Annotated in this window: 9 protein-coding genes; 7 read left to right on the top strand and 2 right to left on the bottom strand. The window is 71.1% G+C overall.

The window, feature by feature from the left end; genetic code table 11:
• Positions 1–23 precede the first annotated feature (23 nt).
• The 5 genes from B0E53_RS03660 to B0E53_RS03640 are packed head-to-tail and all read left to right on the top strand — an operon-like array spanning position 24 to position 4,785.
• Positions 24–971 carry an ABC transporter permease gene (locus B0E53_RS03660; RefSeq protein ID WP_107074653.1) on the top strand — a complete coding sequence of 316 codons (948 nt, stop codon included), beginning with the start codon at positions 24–26 and terminating at the stop codon, positions 969–971.
• A complete protein-coding gene (locus B0E53_RS03655) occupies positions 971–1,858 on the top strand; it encodes an ABC transporter permease (protein ID WP_168215206.1) in 888 nt (295 codons plus the stop codon). Before B0E53_RS03660 ends, B0E53_RS03655 begins: the two co-directional genes overlap by 1 nt.
• On the top strand, positions 1,855–2,865 hold the full coding sequence (locus tag B0E53_RS03650) for an ABC transporter ATP-binding protein (protein WP_246835206.1): 1,011 nt from the start codon (positions 1,855–1,857) through the stop codon (positions 2,863–2,865). The genes B0E53_RS03655 and B0E53_RS03650 overlap by 4 nt, the downstream gene beginning before the upstream one ends.
• The gene (locus B0E53_RS03645) at positions 2,862–3,914 is read left to right on the top strand and encodes an oligopeptide/dipeptide ABC transporter ATP-binding protein (RefSeq protein WP_107074652.1); all 1,053 of its coding nucleotides are present in this window, start codon (positions 2,862–2,864) and stop codon (positions 3,912–3,914) included. Before B0E53_RS03650 ends, B0E53_RS03645 begins: the two co-directional genes overlap by 4 nt.
• 37 nt (positions 3,915–3,951) lie before the next feature.
• Entirely contained in the window at positions 3,952–4,785 is an 834-nt protein-coding gene (locus B0E53_RS03640) for a sugar phosphate isomerase/epimerase family protein (RefSeq protein ID WP_168215205.1), read from the top strand.
• Positions 4,786–4,836: 51 nt separating this feature from the next.
• Here B0E53_RS03640 and B0E53_RS03635 read toward each other — a convergent pair whose 3' ends face one another.
• Positions 4,837–5,664 carry a TOBE domain-containing protein gene (locus tag B0E53_RS03635; RefSeq protein WP_246835205.1) on the bottom strand — a complete coding sequence of 276 codons (828 nt, stop codon included), beginning with the start codon at positions 5,662–5,664 and terminating at the stop codon, positions 4,837–4,839.
• A 286-nt stretch (positions 5,665–5,950) separates the two neighbouring features.
• Here B0E53_RS03635 and B0E53_RS38465 point away from each other — a divergent pair, with 286 nt between their 5' ends.
• On the top strand, positions 5,951–6,223 hold the full coding sequence (locus tag B0E53_RS38465) for a winged helix-turn-helix domain-containing protein (RefSeq protein WP_210405906.1): 273 nt from the start codon (positions 5,951–5,953) through the stop codon (positions 6,221–6,223).
• A gap of 234 nt (positions 6,224–6,457) precedes the next feature.
• Entirely contained in the window at positions 6,458–7,738 is a 1,281-nt protein-coding gene (locus B0E53_RS03625; RefSeq protein WP_107074650.1) for a cytochrome P450, read from the top strand.
• A gap of 143 nt (positions 7,739–7,881) precedes the next feature.
• Here the strand turns inward: B0E53_RS03625 and B0E53_RS03620 are convergent, their stop codons facing one another.
• Positions 7,882–18,180: a toxin glutamine deamidase domain-containing protein gene (locus B0E53_RS03620; RefSeq protein ID WP_107074649.1), complete on the bottom strand. Its 10,299-nt coding sequence runs from the start codon at positions 18,178–18,180 to the stop codon at positions 7,882–7,884.
• Positions 18,181–18,355 lie beyond the last annotated feature (175 nt).

The following is an 18,355-nucleotide window of genomic DNA, read 5'->3' as shown; positions in this document are numbered from 1 at the left end:
GACAGTTCAGAAGGAGGGGCCAGGTGCTCATCTATGTCGCCAAACGGGTGGCCGCGGGTGTCGTGCTGCTCCTGGTGGTGGTGACGCTCATCTTCATAGCTGTGCACCTCGTCCCCGGTGATCCGGCCCGGACCATCCTCACGGGTACCGGCTCGACCCCGACGGAGGACGCGGTGGCCCAGCTCCGCACCGAGCTGGGCCTCAACCTGCCGATCTGGGAGCAGTACTCCCGCTACCTGTCGGAGCTGGCGCACGGTTCGCTGGGCCACTCGCTGCAGGACGGCCGGCCGGTCACCGAGTACGTCGCCGAGCGGATGCCCAGGACGCTGCAACTGGTCGGTGCGACCACCCTCGTCTCGATCGTGCTCGGGGTCACGCTGGGCGCCCTGGCCGCCCGGCGCGGCGGCTTCCTCGACCGGGTCGTGCTGTTCCTGGGCAGCGTGGGGGTGGCCGTCCCGGCGTACGTCGCGGCGATCCTGTTGATCTTCGTCGTCGGCGTGCAGTTGCAGTGGCTGCCCTCGGGCGGCTACGTCGACCTCGGCGAGGGGTTCGGGCCGTACCTGCGTGCGCTGGCGCTGCCGGTCGTCGCGCTCTCCATCGGCTTCACCTCGATCGTCATGCGGATGACGCGGTCGTCGGTGCTGGAGACGGCCCGGCAGGACTGGGTGCGCACCGCGGAGGCCGTCGGCCTGCGCAGGCGGGCCGTGTTCCTGCGGCACGTGGTACGCAACGCCCTGACGCCGGTGCTCACCGTCACCGGGCTGCAGGTCGGCGCCCTGCTCGGTGGGACCGTCATCGTCGAGCGGGTGTTCAGCTGGCCCGGGCTCAGCGGCCTGCTCATCGACGGGGTGTCCAGCCGGGACTATCCCGTCGTGCAGGGCGTGGTCATCGTCATCGCGGCGATGTTCATCGCCCTGAACATCCTGGTCGACATCTCGTACGGCCTGTTCGACCCGAGAGGACGGCGATAGTGACGTTGTTGCGCCGCGGCAACCGCCGGGCGGCCGCCGGGATCCTCGCCCCCGCGGTCTTCCTCGCCGCACTGATCCTGGTCGCCCTGCTGTCCCCGTGGATCGCCCCGTACGACCCGTTGGCGCAGGGGCCGGACAAGCTCGCCGGGCTCGGGTCCGGCCACCTGCTCGGCACCGACCAGTTCGGCCGGGACATCCTGTCCCGGCTCATCTACGGCGCGCGGGCCGACCTCGTCGTCTCGGTCGGGGCGACAGCCGCCGCCGCCGTGGCCGGCACCACTGTCGGCCTGGTCGGGGGGTTCTTCCGCGGGTTCGTCAGCGGGCTGTCGATGCGGTCGATGGAGGTGCTGCTCGCCTTCCCGCCGATAGTGCTGGCGCTGCTCGTGGTAGCGCTCTTCGGCCCGGGCATGCTGACCCTTATCCTCACCATGGGAATCCTGTTCATGCCCAACTTCGCCCGCATCACCTACGGGCAGGTGCTGTCCGTACGGCAGCGGGACTTCGTCACCGCGAGCCGGGGGCTCGGTGCGGGCCCGGGATGGCTGCTGTTCCGGGTAGTCCTGCCGAACGTCATCGGCCCGCTCCTGGTCCAGGTGTCCCTGACCCTCGCCGCCGCGATGCTGCTCGAGTCGGGGCTCAGCTATCTGGGCCTCGGGGTGGTCCCGCCCACCCCGTCCTGGGGAAGCATGATCGCCGAGGCACAGAACCTGGGCCTGGACAACCCCGGTTTCCTGATCATCAGCTGCCTGGTCGTGATCGTCACCGTACTGGCCTTCAGCCTGCTCGGCGACGCGCTGGACCGGCACCTCGACCCGCGGCGCAGGGCCGCGGGGCGGGCGGCCGCGCCCACGGCGGCCCCGGAGCGTACGGCGGGAGGTGCGGTGTGACGGCGGAGACCCTGGAAGCAGGTACGCGGCCGGCCGTGGAGGTCGAGCGACTGTCCGTCAGCATGCGGAACGGCCTGACACTCGTCCACGACGTGAGCTTCAGCGTCTCGGCCGGCCGTACGCTCGGGATCGTCGGCGAGTCCGGATGCGGGAAGAGCATCTCGCTGATGTCCCTGGTCCGGCTGCTGCCGCCCGGCGCGACGATCGGTGCGTCGTCCGTCGTCAGGATCAACGGGCAGGCCGTGACCCAACTGCCCGAGCGGGAGCTGGAGGACCTGCGGGGCCGGCACGTCGGCTTCGTCTTCCAGGATCCGATGACCGCCCTGAATCCCGTCTACCGGGTCTCCTACCAGGTCGGGCAGGTCGTACGCCGGCACTTCGGGCTGTCCCGGCGGGCCGCGCGGGAGCGGACCCTGGAGGCGCTGCGGTCGGTCGGCTTCCCGGACCCGAAGCGGGTGGCGGACAGCTACCCCCACCAGCTCTCGGGCGGGATGCGGCAGCGGGTGGTGATCGCGATGGCGATCGCCGCCGAGCCGGCGGTGCTGCTGGCCGACGAGCCGACGACGGCGCTCGACGTGACCACCCAGGCGGAGGTGCTCGACCTGCTGGCCAGGCTGCAGCAGGAGCACCACATGGCGCTGGTGCTGGTCTCCCACGACCTGGGGCTGATCGGCGAGGTGGCCGACGAGGTGTGCGTGATGTACGCGGGCCGCATCGTCGAACGGGGGCCCGCCGCGCAGCTCCTCGAGCGCCCGCGCCACCCGTACTCCCAGGCACTGCTGGCCTCCGCGCCGTCGCTGGACTCGACGCGCGGGAAGCCGCTGCCGGTGATCCCCGGTGGGCTGCCCGCCGCCGGCGAGCACCTCGACGGTTGTCCGTTCCGGCCGCGCTGCGCCCACGCCTTCGAGGCGTGCGCCGAGATGCCGCCGCTGGTCGACGCCGGTCGGGTCGCCTGCTGGCTGGCCGAGCCCGAGAGCAGGAAGAGCGTGGAAGGGGCGAGGACATGAGCGTCGACGGCGAACTCCTGCTGGAGGCCCGGGACCTCGTCCGCGAGTTCCGGGTGGGCAGGGCGGTGACCGCCGCTGGGCGGGCGAGCATCCGCCCGGTCGACGGCATCAGTCTCGAGGTACGGCGCGGGGAGACCGTGGGACTGGTCGGTGAGTCCGGCAGCGGAAAGTCGACCCTGGGTCGGACGCTCATCATGATCGAGCCGCCCACCAGCGGGTCGTTGCGGTTCGCCGGCGAGGACATCGCCCGGCTGCGCGGACGCAGGCTTCGGCAGGCCCGGTCCGACATGCAGATGATCTTCCAGGACCCGTACGCCTCGCTGAACCCCCGCTGGCGGGCCGAGGACATCATCGCCGAGGGGCTCGCGCTGCAGAGCCGGCTCGGCCGCGGTGAGCGGCAGCGCCGGGTCGCGGAGGTGCTCGACCGGGTGGGCCTGCCGGCGAGCGCCGCCACGAAGTACCCGCACGAGTTCTCGGGCGGGCAGCGGCAGCGGCTCGGCATCGCCCGCGCTCTCGTGGTCGAGCCGAAGCTGATCGTGGCCGACGAGTCCGTGTCCGCGCTCGACGTCTCCGTCCAGTCGAAGATCATCAACCTGCTACAGGACCTGAAGGCCCAGCTCGGCCTGACGTACGTGTTCATCTCACACGATCTGGCGGTGGTCAGGTACGTCTCCGACCGCGTCGCGGTGATGTACCTCGGGCAGATCGTGGAGCTCGCCTCGGCGGACGACGTGTACGCGCGTCCGCTGCATCCGTACACGCTCTCCCTGCTGAGCGCGAGTCCGCAGGCACGCCGAACCGAGGTCGCGCCCACGCGCGAGCGCGTCCTGCTGCGCAGCGATCCTCCGTCGCTGACCCGGCTGCCCAGCGGTTGCCGGTTCCGCAGCCGGTGCCCGTACGCCCAACCCGGCCGATGCGACGCCGAGGCACCGCACCTGCGCGTCGTCACCGGCGGGCATGCGGTCGCCTGCCACTTCGCCGAGGAGATCGCGGCCGGCCGGATCGCGCCACGCGAGGACACGACGGGTCTCGCCACGCCGGCCCGGTAGCGGGTCGCCCACCTTCACCACAGCGAGAGGAAGAAGTATGCGTTTCGGCGCGCACAGCCAGATGCTGGTCCACGACCTCGACGACGACGCAATGTGGATCTTCGAGCGGGCCCGGGACTGGGGACTCGACGCCCTGGAACTGCACGTCGCGGACCCGGAGACGTTCCCGGCCGACGCCGTGCGCCGAGCCAGCGCCGAGCACGGAATCGCGGTGGTGCTGGGGACGGCCCTGAACGCTCACAACTCCACGGTGAGCGACGACGCCGAGGTGCGGGCCAAGGGCCGACGCCACCTGCGCGGCTGCGTCGACATCGCGGTCCGGGTCGGGGCTCCCAAGATCTGCGGCGGGCTGCACTCGGCCAACGGCCACTTCGTCGGGCGCGGCCGCACCGCCGACGAGTGGAAGCGCTCGGTCTCGGCGTTGCGGGAGGCGGGCGAGTACGCCGGCGAGCGGGGCGTGACGCTCACCGTCGAGCCGGTCAGCCGCTACTCCGGCTACTTCCTCAACACGGCGGCTGACGCCGTCGCCCTGGTCGACGAGGTCGGGCTGCCGAGCGTCGGCGTGCAGCTGGACACCTTCCACATGAACATCGAAGAGTCGCACATGGCGGAGGCGATCCGGCTCGCCGGGCCGCGGCTGAAGCACTTCCACGCCGTGGAGAACAACCGAGGGATTCCGGGGACCGGACAGGTTCCCTGGGTGGACTGCTTCACGGCGCTCAGCGAGGTCGGCTACGACGACCTGTGCGTCTTCGAGTTCTTCCCCGTCGACCTGCCGGTGATGGCCCGACGTACCCACACGTGGCGGCCGTTGGCCACGAGCGAGGAGGTCGCGGTCGAGGGCAGGCGGCGGCTGAGCGCCCTGCTCTGAGACGGCCCGCGCGGGGTCGCTGGCCGTCGGCGGCTCGTCCGCCGACGGCCCTCAGGTCTCCTCCCCGGCCGGCGCCGGCGCCGGCGGCGCGTCGGCGGGGTACGCACGGGTTTCGGTGGCCTTCACGGCCGCCCACACCGGCTGTCCGGGGGTCAGGTTCAGCTGGGCGGCGGCGGCCGGGGTGACGTCGGCGGCCACCCCGATCGGGCCGGCGAGTCGCACGCGCAGGTTGTCGCCGTGACGTTGCAGGCCGGTGATGGTGGCCGGCCAGGTGTTACGCGGGCTGCCGTCGGGCTGGTGAGGGTACAGCGCGACCGCCGAGGGTGGGAAGGCGACGAACGCGTCGCCGTGCAGCGACTCGGCGGCGGTCAGCGTGAAGTCTCCGCCGAGGTGGACGGTGTGGCCGTCGGCGGCGCCGCGGTAGAGGTTGAGCCCGACGAGACGGGCGACGTAGTCCGTGCGCGGTCGGGCGGTGATGGTGGCGGCGTCGCCCTCCTGCACGACGCGGCCGTGTTCGATGATGACCAGCCGGTCGGCCAGAACCAGGGCGTCGAGCGGGTCGTGGGTGACCAGCAGCGTGGCGCCGGGGTGCGCGGCGAGATGGCGGTGCAGTTCGGCGCGGGTGTCCAGGCGGGTACGGGCGTCCAACGCCGCCAGCGGCTCGTCGAGCAGCAACAGGACCGGGTCGACCGCGAGGGCCCGGGCGAGGGCGACGCGCTGGGCCTGCCCAGTCGTGACCGGTCCGGACAGGCCGACCCGCTGGTGGTCGACGACGAGCCGCAGATGGCGGTCATCGTCGAGTTCGCCCTGCAGACCCAGGACTTCCAGGTCCTGACCGCGCATGACGGGGCGACCGCGCTGCAGCTGCTCAAACAGCACCAGGTGGACCTGGTGATCCTCGACGTGATGATGCCCGGCATGGACGGGCTGACGCTGTGCCAGCGGATCCGGGCCCGTTCCGAGGTACCGATCATGCTGTTGACCGCGCTGGCCCAGCACGACGACGTGATCGCCGGGTTGAAATACCGGCGCCGACGACTACGTCACCAAACCCTTCCACCCGCGAGAGGTCGCACTCAGGGCACAGGCGCTGGTACGCCGACGGCGCGACCGTGGTGCCGTCATCCGCATCGGCGAACTGGTCATCGACCCGGGCGCCCAGACGGTGACGCTCTCGCAGCGGCCGCTGGACCTGCCCTTCACCGAATTCAAGCTGCTGGTCCACCTCGCCAACCGGCGGGGCGTTCCGCAGTCGTGGCAGGAGCTGCTGCGCACGGTCTGGGGCACGACGGACCTACTCGGCGGGCGCGACGTGGTCAAGTCGGCGATCTACCGGCTGCGGTCCCGGCTCGCGTCGATCCCGGGCGGCACCAACTACCTGCGCACCCTGCGCGGCGTCGGCTACCTCATGCCCGACCTGCCCGCCGACCAGCCTTGACGCCCTCCCGGCCTGAAGGGGCCGGGATTCGCACGGTCGCCCGTGAGGTTTCCCGGATATCCGTCGGCCGGTGTTCAGCGGCTTGTTCACCGAGTACGAGCAGGTCGCGTAAAGCCGCAGCTTACCGTCCGCAACGGCGTTTTGAATTCCCGCAGGTTGCCATGCGGCAAACCATGCATTAACGTGATTCGGGCACAACTTCAACCGCCTGAAGCAGGGAGGGCGACGCCGGTCATGACAATCTCCACGCCGGACCGAATCGCTTACGAGCCATTTCAGATGCAGCCCCGGGACCAGCTCCTTCCAGTCCTCACGAAACTGCGCGAGGAAGCCCCGGTCTACCGCACCGGGTCAGACATGTGGGTCGTTTCCCGGTACGCGGACGTTAAAAACATCATCAAGAGTCCACACCTTTTCTCCTCGAGGCCAAACGCCAGTGAAGGCACGGCGTTCCCCGTTGAGGCAGCCGACAACCCGGAGCAGTTGCAGCAGCTCATGGCGCTCATGGCAGGCTTCCCAGCGGAGATCGACGTCCAGGAGCTGACGCAGGCGCGCACCATCAACGGAGCCGACCCGCCGGACCACTCCCGCATGCGCCGCATCGTCAGCCGGGCGTTCACCCCGGCGCGGATCGCGCAATTGTTCCCGGCAATCGACGCCATCGTCGACGAATGCCTGGAGGGCATCGACAATTCGGATTCGTTCAATGTCGTGCGGCAGCTCGCGATCCCCCTTCCGACACAGATAATCGTCGACCTTCTGGGCCTCGGTGACGGGATGCGCGACCAGGTCAAGAAATGGTCCGACGACTTCGTCGACGCGGCCATCGGGGATGCCCGCGGCACGGCGGAGGGCGCTGCGATGGCAATGCGCGTTTTCCAGGAGTTCAGTCTATTTGTCGCGCCGCTCATCGAGCGGCGACGGGAAGATCCGCAGGGTGACATCATCAGCGCGATGGTGCAGTTGATGAGCGACGAGACGTTGAACACCGCCGAGGCGCTCATGATGGCGATCACCGTCATGGTGGGGGGCAATGAGACGACCACCAGCCTGATCGGCAGCACCGTCGTGGAGCTGTGCAACAACCCCGACCAGCTCGCGCTGCTCAAGGCTGACCCGTCGCTGCTGCCCGGCGCCGTCGACGAGGCCAACCGGCTGACCAGCCCGATCCAGTTCATGTTCCGTGAGGCGCTCGCGGACGTGGAGATCGCCGGGACGACCATCCCGAAGGGTGCCATCGTCGTCCTGCAGATGGCGGCGGCCAACCGCGATCCGGCCGAGTTCGACGATCCCGACGAGTTCAGGATCGATCGGCCGCAGGGACGCAACCTCTCCTTCGGCCACGGCATCCACTTCTGCCTGGGTGCCCATCTGGCCACCGCCGAGGTCCGCTCGGCGGTCGGCAAGCTGCTGCCGCACCTGGACCGGTTCGAACTCGACACGGCGACCCTGCAGCTGAACCCGAGCATGCTGCACCACGGCTACCAGAACATCGACCTGCGCGCCCGGTCCTGAAGGGCCTGAAGCGGTGCCGGCCGGCGTCGCCGGCCGGCACCGCTTCAGGTCTCATGTTCACCGCCGTCGTCCTGCTGGCGGTGTTCCCGCTGGCCGGCTTCCTCGTGTCGGCCGCCCTGCTGACGGGGTCGGTCGGGGACGGGTCAACGGACCGTCGGCGCCGGCTCGCGCATGACGTAGAGGCCCCTGTCCACGTCGACCAGCAGGGTGCCGTACGGACCGTAGATGACCGCCGTGACGTCGTAGCGGTACTGGTGGAACGCCCGCTTCGCCTCCACGTTGCGCTCGTTCACCTCGCTCATCTCGGCCGCGTGGGCTTCGCCGTCCTCGCGACCGACGCCGAAGCCGTCCCCGTTCCAGCCGAGCTTCTTGATGCCGCCGGTACGCTCGCCGGTCTGCGGGCCGAACGAGAACTCCCAGCCCGAGGAGGAGTCACCCTTGTTGATCGGGCCCGCCTCGTTCTGCTGGTACCGCCGGGCCTTCTGCTCGAAGGCGAGCGGCCGGCCGTCCTTGTCGACGTAGAACTCCGCCCGCCGGAGGTCCAGCCCGAGGGTGACGTCGGTGCCCGGAACCTGGTAGCGGTGTTCGAGCAGCGGCTCGAGGCGCGACCGCAGCATCATCTCGGACGCGTGGTGCGCCATCAGGCGGTCGAAGTCGCTGCCCCCGGGCACGCCCGGCACCCGCCAGGCGCCGTCGGCACCCAGGTCCAGGCCCTGCCGCAGCCGTGGCGGCTGGGTGGTCAGCGCCGCCCAGCGTTCGAACTCCCGGGCCACCCGGTGCAGCCGCCACGGATGGACGTTGCGGTCACCGACCAGGACGTCGTTCAACCGGGGCCGGGTGGCGCTGGGCTCCGCCCACCGAGGTACCGGCCGACCGGCCGAGGCCGGGGGCGGGGTCGGGGGCGGGGTCGAGGCCTGCCAACTGCCCGGCTGTTCGGCCGTCGGCCGGGTCAGGTATCGCGGCACGACGAGCCGGACGTCCCCGGCGACCTGGATCTGCTCCTGCCAGCCGATCCCGGGCAGGTTGTCCCAGAGGTCGCGGACCGACCGTTCCAGGTTCGGCTGCCAGAGGCCGGCGAGCCAGGCGCCCCCGAACAGCACGTTGCGCACCGAGTCGAGCACGTACGTGACCGCCTGGGGCATCTCCGTGGTCAGCGTCATGTCGATGGTGAAGTCCAACGGGTACTCGACCTCGTGCGACTTCTTGGGTCCGGTCCGGAAGATGTCCTTGGACTCGGACTGCGTGCCGCGTTCACTGGACTTCGCGCTCTCCTGCCCGTAGTCACCGTGCCCGCCGAGGACGCTGCCCTCGTCGTTCAACGCGGCCCGGCCGGAGAGGTTGACGAGTCCGCCCCACGACGCTCCGTAGCTTGCCGTGTTGGACTGGGCGTCGTGCGTCTCCCCCCGCAGGGTGAGGCTGACCTGCTCGCGGGGGCGGTCGCTCGACTGCGCGGCCGACGGGGTGGCGCTGACCCGCACCCACAGGTACTGCGTGGTGTGGTAGGGCGTGGGCACCGGGAACCAGCCGTACACGCCCTCGCCGGACAGGGGAAGGTACTGCGTCTCCAGGTGGCGGGAGGAGAACCGCTTCACCAGCGCGCGTCGTAGGTGGTCGGGGATACCCTCGCCGGAGGCGAACAGGCCACGCTGCCGCAGCCGTTGCAGGATCGTGTCCAGCACCGCGTTGGCCCGCAGCCGCTCGGGGTGCCCCACGGCGGGCAACAGCTCAGGATCGATGATCTCCCGCGACGGCGCCGGGCCGGCCGCCTGCGGCCGGGGACGGTACAGCCCCAGATCCTCGGCCGCGCGATCGGTCAACAGGAGATCCACCGCGTCGTCGGCGTCCAGGTAGACGGGTTCGGTGGCCGTGGTCTCGCCGCCTCGGGTACGCAGGGCGGTGACCTCGAAGACCACCCGGCCGTGATAGGCGTGGACGACGTCGTTGTAGGTGGCCCGGGTGATGTCGATGGCGCCGTAGTCCCTACCGTCCGAGCCGCCGAACGACACCCCGCCCTCGACGTACAGGCCGCCCCCGACACGGCCGCGCTCGTGGGCCTTGTCCGAGCCGCCCCGGTCCGGGCCGTCGCTGTCCGGGCTGTCGCTGTCCGGGCCGATCTTCTTCGCGGCGGTCGCGTGGTTGAGATACTGGCCCCCGACTCCGGCCTTGCCGCCGAGGCTGAGTGCGTTGCTCGTCCCGGCGGCATGGCTGATCGCCGACTGCCGGTACTGCTCGAGTTCGACACCGTCCGCGCTGTCGATGCCGTCGCTGCTGTACTGGTACGTCAGGCCCGCCGCGAAGAACCGCTCCCGGATCCGGACGGTCTGCTGGTACCCGTCGTGGGCGGGCAGTCGCAGCTCCCACCCGTGCTCCTCGACCGCCTCCGGGAACCCGGCGGCCAGTTCCGAGCCGGCGCCGAGATCGAAGATCGCGTCGGGCCAGTTCACCGGCTCGTCGAACCACTCGTCGGGCAGGCCGTTCACCTCCTGGTACAGCCGCGCCGCAGTGGCGGGCAGCTCGGGCACGTACCGGAAGGCCGCGAACATGCCGGCGCTGCCCTGGACCTCCAACGGCAGGTGCGGCGGCCGGCCGGCCGGTGCCCACGCGGAGTCGGGTCGCGGGCTCGTGCGGGTCACGCCCGCGCCGTCGAGCTGCGCCGTCGTGACGGTCCGCTCCTCGCCGGTGCGCGGATCACGCGGCACGTGCTCGACCGGCACCGCGATGTGGGTCGCCACCTCGGCACCGTGTCCGGCGCCGACCAACCAGGTCTCGCGGGGTCCCCAGCCGCTCTCCGTCTGCGCACGGATCACCACCTCGAACGCCGTACGGTAGCGATGGTCGACGACGTCTCCGAGGGTCTCGGTCCGGCGGTACTCCTGCACCACCTGGCTGAGTTCGTGCTCCTTCGACCGGGTGTGCTCCGCCGTCACGCCGAGTCGTGGGAAGAACACCCTCCCCTGGAGTTCCGTCCCGCTCTCCGGCGTCTGCCCGTCCCGGTCGGACTGCTCGACGGTGCCCACCGGCTTGGACACCCGACCGCCCAACCGGCCGCTGACGCTGCCCTCGGTCGACCGGGAAGCCGACGTGGTGGCTCCGGTCAACGCACGGGCGTTGACCGTCATCGGGTATTCCGGACTGTCCAGCAGTTCCCGCCGGTGCTCGGTCACCAGGATCTGGTACCGCTCGCCGCCGACCCGCACGGTGAACTTCTTCCCGGCCTGCGTCCGCGTCGGATCGGCCTCCATCGCGGCCCGGCCCACCTTCGCCAGGACGGTGCGGCGCGCCACGGCGCCGATGTCGGCGCGCCCCGACTTCTGTCGCAGCACCGACTCCACCAGGTCGGCGACCTGTTCCGACCCGGGCATGTTCGCCGCGATCCCCAGACCCTGGCCGCGCCGCATCGCCAGCGCCAGCGGCTCGCGAGGCGCCGGGCCGGCGGGCGGCACGTAGGGCTGCCGCGCCTGCGGCGCCCAGAGCACCGGCGGCGACAACCGGACGGCGATCTCGTCCGCCGGGGTCGGAGCCGGTGCCGGGGTCGCGGCGGCCGGCGTGATCAGCGCCCGTGGCCGCCCCGTGCCCGGCCCACCGAACTCCGGGGTGAAGACCGTCCCGAAGACGCTGCGCTCGAACTGCTGCGCCTCGCTCACCGGCACGCCCAGCTCCGCCACCACCCGCCGGGTCACCGGCGCCACCGTAGCATCGCCGTGCGTGGTCAACGTCAGGTCGAACACCACCCGGTAACGCGCCTGGTCCTCCCTACGGGTCAGCACCGTGTGGTTCAGTGCCTTGCCGCCCACCTCCAGCGCGGACTCGCGTTCGGACTCGCCGCCCAAGCCGAACGAGAAGCCACCGGCCGTCTTGTCGGCGGCCTCCTCCCGGCCACCCGGGTCGGCCGCCGCGTTAGTCAGTCCGAGGACCACCGCGTCCACGTCGAGGCCGGCGCCGCTGGTGTCCGACACCTCCTCGCCGGAGGTCGCGATCACCCCGAGGTCGTCCCGGACCGTGACGCCCTCGGTGATCCCCACCAGCTGCAACTCCCGCATGACCGCCTTCGTGTCGACGTAGCCGCGGAACCTGCGGAACGTGAGCCGCTCGTCGATCGTGTCCGTCATGTCCCCGTTCGACAGCACCCAGCGACTACGGTTGCGCGTCGTGCGCTCGTTGAGCAGTTGGCGGGTGACCTTCGCGGCGATGCTCGCCGCGGTGTCGGCCGGCAGGGCAGCCGTCAGTGCCTGGTGCCAGCCGGTCACGAGTGGGGTCAGGTCGATCGCGTTGAGCACGTCCCGGGCCTGCGACGTCGACCGTGTCGGTGGCTCGGGTGGCGACGGCGCGAGCGGGGCCGCCGGGTTCGGCGCGGCGCTGCCGTCGGCGTACAGGGTGGGCAGGGAGATGTCGAGGAGGCCGGTCTCAGCCGGCACCGACGCCCGTCCCCACTCGACGCCGTTCACGAAGACCTGGAAGGACACTCCGCTGGTGAACGACGTCGACTGGGTCACGTACATCTTCCGGCCCCAGATGACCCGGGTCTCCCGGGACATCGCGTGCTCGCGCTCGCTCTTGATCGACACAGACGGGAGGTTCGCGATCAACCTGGACGCGTGCCCGGTCGAGAGGTCGAAGGTCTCCTCCAGCCCACCGTCGGTCTTCCGTCCGCTGGACACGGACGTGCCGTCGCCGACCTTGGTCGAGCCGAACGAGACCCCGTACACCCGCGCGCCTCCGGAACTCCCGGCGGGCGACGGTCGCGGACCGTACGGCACGGGACGGATCCACACCAGTCGCCCGCCGGCGCTGAGGGTCACCCCGGAGAACAGCACCTGCTCCCAGCGCTCCCGGTGTTCCTCGACCGCGCGGGAGTCCGCCGGATCCGGTGCCGTCAGCAGCGCGTGCAGCGCCGCCGACACCCGTGAATGGATGGCTGCGGTACCCAGGTCCAGCCAGTCGTCCGGGCCCAACTCGATGTCGTCGGCGGCCCTGGTCGGCCACCCGGACGGCAGGTCGTCCATCAACTGCGCGACGGTCTCCGCCACCTGCTGCGGCGTCAGGTGCCGCACCGCCGAGACACTCAGCTCACCGAGGGCACCGGCGGCGAAGTACCACGGCGTCGCCGGCTCGACGTCCCTGGTCGTCCCCGTGGCCCCGGTCCGAGCGGCGTCGGCCCGGTCCCGCTCCTCGACCGCACGCTCCCAGGCCGTACGCGCGGCGGACGCCGCGTTCCTGGCCCGGTCGACCTGCCCCTGGTGGCGGTCGACGTTCTGCTGCAACCGGGCGCGTTCCGCCGTACGCGCCGCCGCGTCGACCGCGTCCCTCAGCTCGGCCTGACGCCACGTCTCCGCCTGGCGCTCCGCGTCGTCGGCGTGCTCCCGCTCCGCCTCGACGCGCTCGCGTTCCGCCTCGACCGCACGCAGGTCGGCCCGCTGCCGCTCGTCCTCCTGCCGCCGCGCGTCCTCGTCCGCCCGGACCCGTTCGGTCTCCGCCAGTTCGGCCTCCCGCCGGCCCTCCGCCCACTGCCGCTGCGCCTGCTCGGCCAACTGGTCGTCGGCGCGCTGCTGGTCCTGCCAGGTCCTCGCTGCGGCCTCGGCCAGTTCGCGCTCCCGCGCGCGCCACTGCGCTGCCGCGGCGGCCACCTGCCGTTGCTGCGCACGCTCCGCCGCCAGGTGCTGCTGCCCGGGGTCCTGGTCCGCCGCCTGTCGACGCGACTCCTCCGCCGCGGCGTGCGCCTCCTGTTCCTGACGTCGTTGCTCTTGCCGGTCGGCCTCCGCCCGCGCGGCATCGCGGACCGCCTTCCGGGCCGCCAGTGCCCCCTGTACGCCCTGCCACGTGTCCCACCGGGCCTGCTCGTCCCGCCGGGCCTGTTCGCGTGCCGCTGCCCGCTCGCGTGCCTCCTGATCCGCCACCAGGCGCTGGGCCGCCCGCGCGGCCGCCTCCTGCCGGGCCACCTCCCGTTCGCCGGCCCACTGGTCCGCGCGCTGCTCGGCAGCCACCCGGGCCGCGTTCCGCTGCCGGCTCCGCTCCGCTGCCCGGTCCGCCGCCGCTGCCTGGCCGACCTGCAACGCCTGCAGGCCGTCCGTCCACTGCTGTGCCGCCGTCCGCCAGTCCGCCTCCCGGCTGGCGGCGTCCTGCTCCAGCGCCTGCCGCGTCCGGTCCGCCGCCTGCACCGCCCGTTCCAGCAGCTTCTGCGCTGTCCCGCGCTGCCGTTCCAGCTCGGCCACCCGGTCCTGTGCCCTGGTGAGCCGTTCCCACGCCGCACGCTCCGCCGCCTGCGTCTCGTTTCCGTCAGTCAGCGCCTGTGCTGCGGGCGCCGGCGGCATGGCCGCGCGGGCCTCGACCTGACGCGCCACGGCCTCCCGCGCCGACGACAGCTCGCTCCGGGCTGCGGCGAGGTCGGTCTCGACGGCAGCGGTCCTGTCCCGGATGGCGGCCAGTTCCCGGGTCAGCCGGTCGACCTCTGGCGTGCTGCCGGCCGGCGTCGCCGCCACGTCGCCGCCATCGGCGGGGCCGGCCGCCGTGGAAGGCGCTGGGGCGATTCCCGCGCCGGCACCGGCCAGATCCTCCCCTGCCGGAACCGTCGCGGTCGCGTCGTCTCCCGCCGTCGAGGACGCCCGCGGCACACCCACCCCGTCGGTCGTCGCCACGAACCGCACCCGGCCCGGTCGGGCGGGCCCTCGGGCCAGCCCACCCTCCTGGCCGTCGAGGAACACCACCTTCCCGTCGTCGGTCCGCACCACGTTGACCGCGTGTGAGATCCGGTCGCCCTCACCCGTCACCACCATCACACCACGGGCCCCCGGCGCCGCGGCTTCCATCACCTCCATCACCGCCGCGTAGTCGGCCGCCTCCACCAGCGGTCGGCCCGCGTACCGCTCCAGCCATGCCACCGGGCTGGCCTTCTCCGGCGGCACCTGGTGCCCGACCCCAGCAGCCAACGACAGGTCGGTGCCGATCGCCGCCAACACGCAGTTCGTCTCGAACTGCTGCCCCCGGCCCCGGTACGGGTTCACCCCGCCCAGCCACGGGAACCGACTCAACGCCTCGGCCTGCGACAACCCACCCGGCAGCAACTCGTCTCCCGTCGCCCGGCCGGCCAACCCGGCGGACGCCGGATGCGGGGACGGGACATGGACGACGACGTCGGCCCGGCGGAGGTCGTCGGCCTCCGTGACCCGGTCAGCGACGGTGTCGCCCAGGTCACGACCCTGAGAGTCCGAGGTGAGCACGATGTCGGCGGCCGTCACGTCCTGCCCGCCGTCGAGCAGCGTGGTCAGGTCCTGGGCCAGGTGCCGACTGAGGACGTCGCTGACGCTGTTTGCCCGTTCCCGCCCGGTGGCCACCGCGCTACCAGGCCACAGGCGGGTGCCGTTGCCGTATCCGGTGACACCGATAGTGGGCATGGGAAGGCCGTTGTCGTGCCGCCATACCGCGATCTTGCTGGTCTGCCGCGAGACCGAGCGCAGCTTGTTGAGTTCGACCGGTCCCGGAGTCTTGGACCCTGCATCGAAGCTGATCCGCATCGGCTCGGGAACGGTGGAGCCGCCGACGACGACGGTGGTGAGTGGGTTGGTCAGCGGATCCGACACGGCGGCGGCGTCGTAGAGCACCGCCGTCTGCTCGTGGAAGGTCTCGCCGGGGCGCTGGCTGAACATCTTGAAATGCCACATGTCGCTCGCCCGCGGCAGATCCATCAACCTCGCCATCGCGGCGCGAGCGGACTGCCACGCCACCGCATCAGACCCGGCCGCCTCGGTTCCCGACTTCTCGACGATGGCGAGTGCCTCTGCCAGGTCCAATCTGCGTTGCAGCGCGTCGACGACCCGGGGGTCGCCGCCAGCATCCGCCACCGCCTGCTCAAGCGTCGCCTTGACGGTGTCGAACCGACCGCGATACGCGGTCAGTGTTCGTTCGATCGCCTCGTCGACGGCACGTCTGCGGTCACCGACACGGGCGTAGTTCTCCAAGGTGATCTGGGTCTTTCCGTCGGCGCTCTGCGCGACGACCGCAGCGAAGTGGTAGCCGTAGGCGTTGGCGACCGTGCCGCCACGGGCGAAGTCAGTCGTCATCGAGGCTTCGCCGTCGGCACCCTGAGACATGATGGTGCTGGTGGCGTAGGCCTCGCCGATCCTGGGCCAGGCATGTTCGTTGATGCCGATCCGCCTCGCGACCTGGCTGAGTCTGGCGTGCTCGGCGCGGCTCCCCCAATCGTTCCGGAGCGCCGCACCGTACGCGGCACCAGGAAGTGGGGGTTGTGTGCCGCCGCCGGTCAACCGTCGGTCGGCCGCGATCCTGGCCGCCGCCCATGCCGGGTCGACGGCGGCGAGGGGGAGGTCGCCGGCAGCGACGGCAGCCACCCCCTCGGCGAGATGATGCACACCCAGCAACTCGCGCCCGTTGCCGGCGTCGGTCTCCGCCAGGAGGGTCTGGCCCTCGGCTCGGAACACCATCCCGTCGGGTACGCCACCGAGGACGACGCCCGCGAACTCGACGCAGACGTCCGGCGGGGGGTTGTCGAAGTCCGCGCTCACCTTGCGGAGCGTCACCGGTCGGCCACCGTGGTCGACCGTGACGGTGACGGCACTGTCCACCGTCAGCCTGACGTTGGCCCCGGCCCTCGCCAGCCCGCGCCGTGCCGCGTCGATGACCTCGTCGGTCGCGTAGAACTCCGTCGCCTCGGTCACCGGGCGGGCGCCGCTGACCGATGCGATGCCGTTGATGGCGAGCGTGCCGTCGTCGGACAGCCGCAGCGGTGGATGCCTGTGGGTGACCACCTGTTGTGCCGGAACGTGCGCGGGAAAGTCCGCCTCGGTGGGCCGGCTGTCCGGGCTGGTGCTGACGACTCTGAGCTGCTGGTACGACCGCAACGGAGCCCTGACCTGACCCGCGCTCGGGCCGCCGGACGATGCCTCGAGCTGGTACACGCTCGTCGTGTTGGGCCTCGGCCGGGGGTGCGGCAAGGGTGTTTTCGTCAGCCGCGGCCGTTCGACCGTCGGCGTGCTTCCGGTCGGCGTCGCGTCCGCCGTCGCGGATGACGTGGCGCCGCCACCTCCGATCGTGGCCGTCCGCCCCTCGGCGTCGACCGGACTGCCGGGGTCGGCCGGCGGGGGCCATTCCTCCGGTACGGCATCCAGCCTGGGCGAGTAGTCGGATCCGAGCGGGCTCGGATTCGGGTCCTCCGGGAACGGGCCGGGCTCGGCGTCGGTCTGGTCCAGCGCGGTGTTGCGCCGGGTCGGGGGCACGAGAATGCTGGCGATCGAGCCGGACAGGCTGCCAGCCGCCGTGCCGGTGTTCGCCCGCGAGAGGCCGGTGGTGAGATCGACGAACGAAGATCCACTATCCGAGGTCGCCTGGTTGTTCTGCGCGTACTCGAGTACGGCCAGCATCTGGTCCAGTCGGGCCAACGGGTTGTCGGCGGTCTGGCTCTCCCGCGCCATCGACAATTTTCTGGTGAGGCTCTCCGGGCTCTCGTCGACATCGGGTTGGTTCGCGTCCGACACCACGAAGATGTATTTGCTGTCCTTCCGTTCGATCGGCGGGAGCTCGGGAAGCGAGTCCTGTAGCCCGATCCGGTTGTACTCCTCCCGGCGGTAGGTGAGCTGCTCGTAGAGCTGTTGCTGGCGCATGTCGAACGTCTTCGAGGTCTGGCCCTTCTCGAGCTTCGGAACCCGCTCGTCGTAGGACCCCTGGGAACGGACGACGTACACACCCGCCTTCTCGATTGTGTTGTCGTCGACAAACTCCCAGGCGACGACCCGAAGGCCCTCGATCTCGCGCCGGTCGACCTTCTCGAAGAGGATCTTCGCCTCGGTGTTGTGCAGGACGCTCGGTACCATCACCCCCCGGTACACGTGGGCGTCGATCATCCCGTCGGTGACTGCCACGAGCTGGTGGGAGAACTGTTCCCACATCCGGTTGAAGCCGGGCGGGTAGTTGAAGAAGCTACCGGTGCCGAGCATGATGTTGTCGAAGATCTGCCCACCGGGCGTCGCCTCGAGCATCCGGTTGCCGTTCTGCTCGGTGATCCGTTCGGCGACGGCGGGGCCGATCTTGCCCCAGAGGGCGAGCTTCGACCGGAACTGCTGGGCGGCTTCCCGGAACTGGTCGTCGAAGTCGCTGTCGTGCTGGTGGTTGAACCACCACTTGGCCGGGACCGAGAACGCGTAATTGTTCGCCATCAACTGCGCGAACGGGGCGACCCGGTCAGAGCCGAACCGCTTGTCGACCTTGGCGTTGATCTCGTCGTTGGTCCGGCCCTTAGCCTTCATCCGGAGCTCGAGCTCCATCTGTTTCTTGAAGTCCTCGTAGGCGGCTCTCAGTTCGGGGTTGTTCCACAGCTTGTCGTAGCGGGACATGCGGTACTCGATCTTGCGCCAGTCTTCCTCGGCCTGCCGGAAGTCGATCGTCGAGCCCTGCGCGGGGAGGTCCTCGGACGAGGAACTCTCCGGCGAGGGCATCTGACCGGGGGAATGCGGCGACGCATGGGCAGCTTCGTCCATCCCAGCCAGATCTGCTGTTTCCGGGACGTTCACGGTCGCGGCGTCCGCCACCCCCGCCGGCGGACGCGGGACACCCACACCATCGGTGGTCGCCACGAACCGCAACCGACCAGGCTCCACCGGCCCCCGAGCC

It is taken from the genome of Micromonospora sp. MH33 (genome assembly GCF_003013775.1).
In the GTDB taxonomy this organism is placed as follows: Bacteria; Actinomycetota; Actinomycetes; order Mycobacteriales; family Micromonosporaceae; genus Micromonospora; species Micromonospora fulviviridis.
The sequence above is the reverse complement of the archived record's forward strand: the minus strand, read 5'-3'. Positions and strand labels throughout refer to the sequence as shown.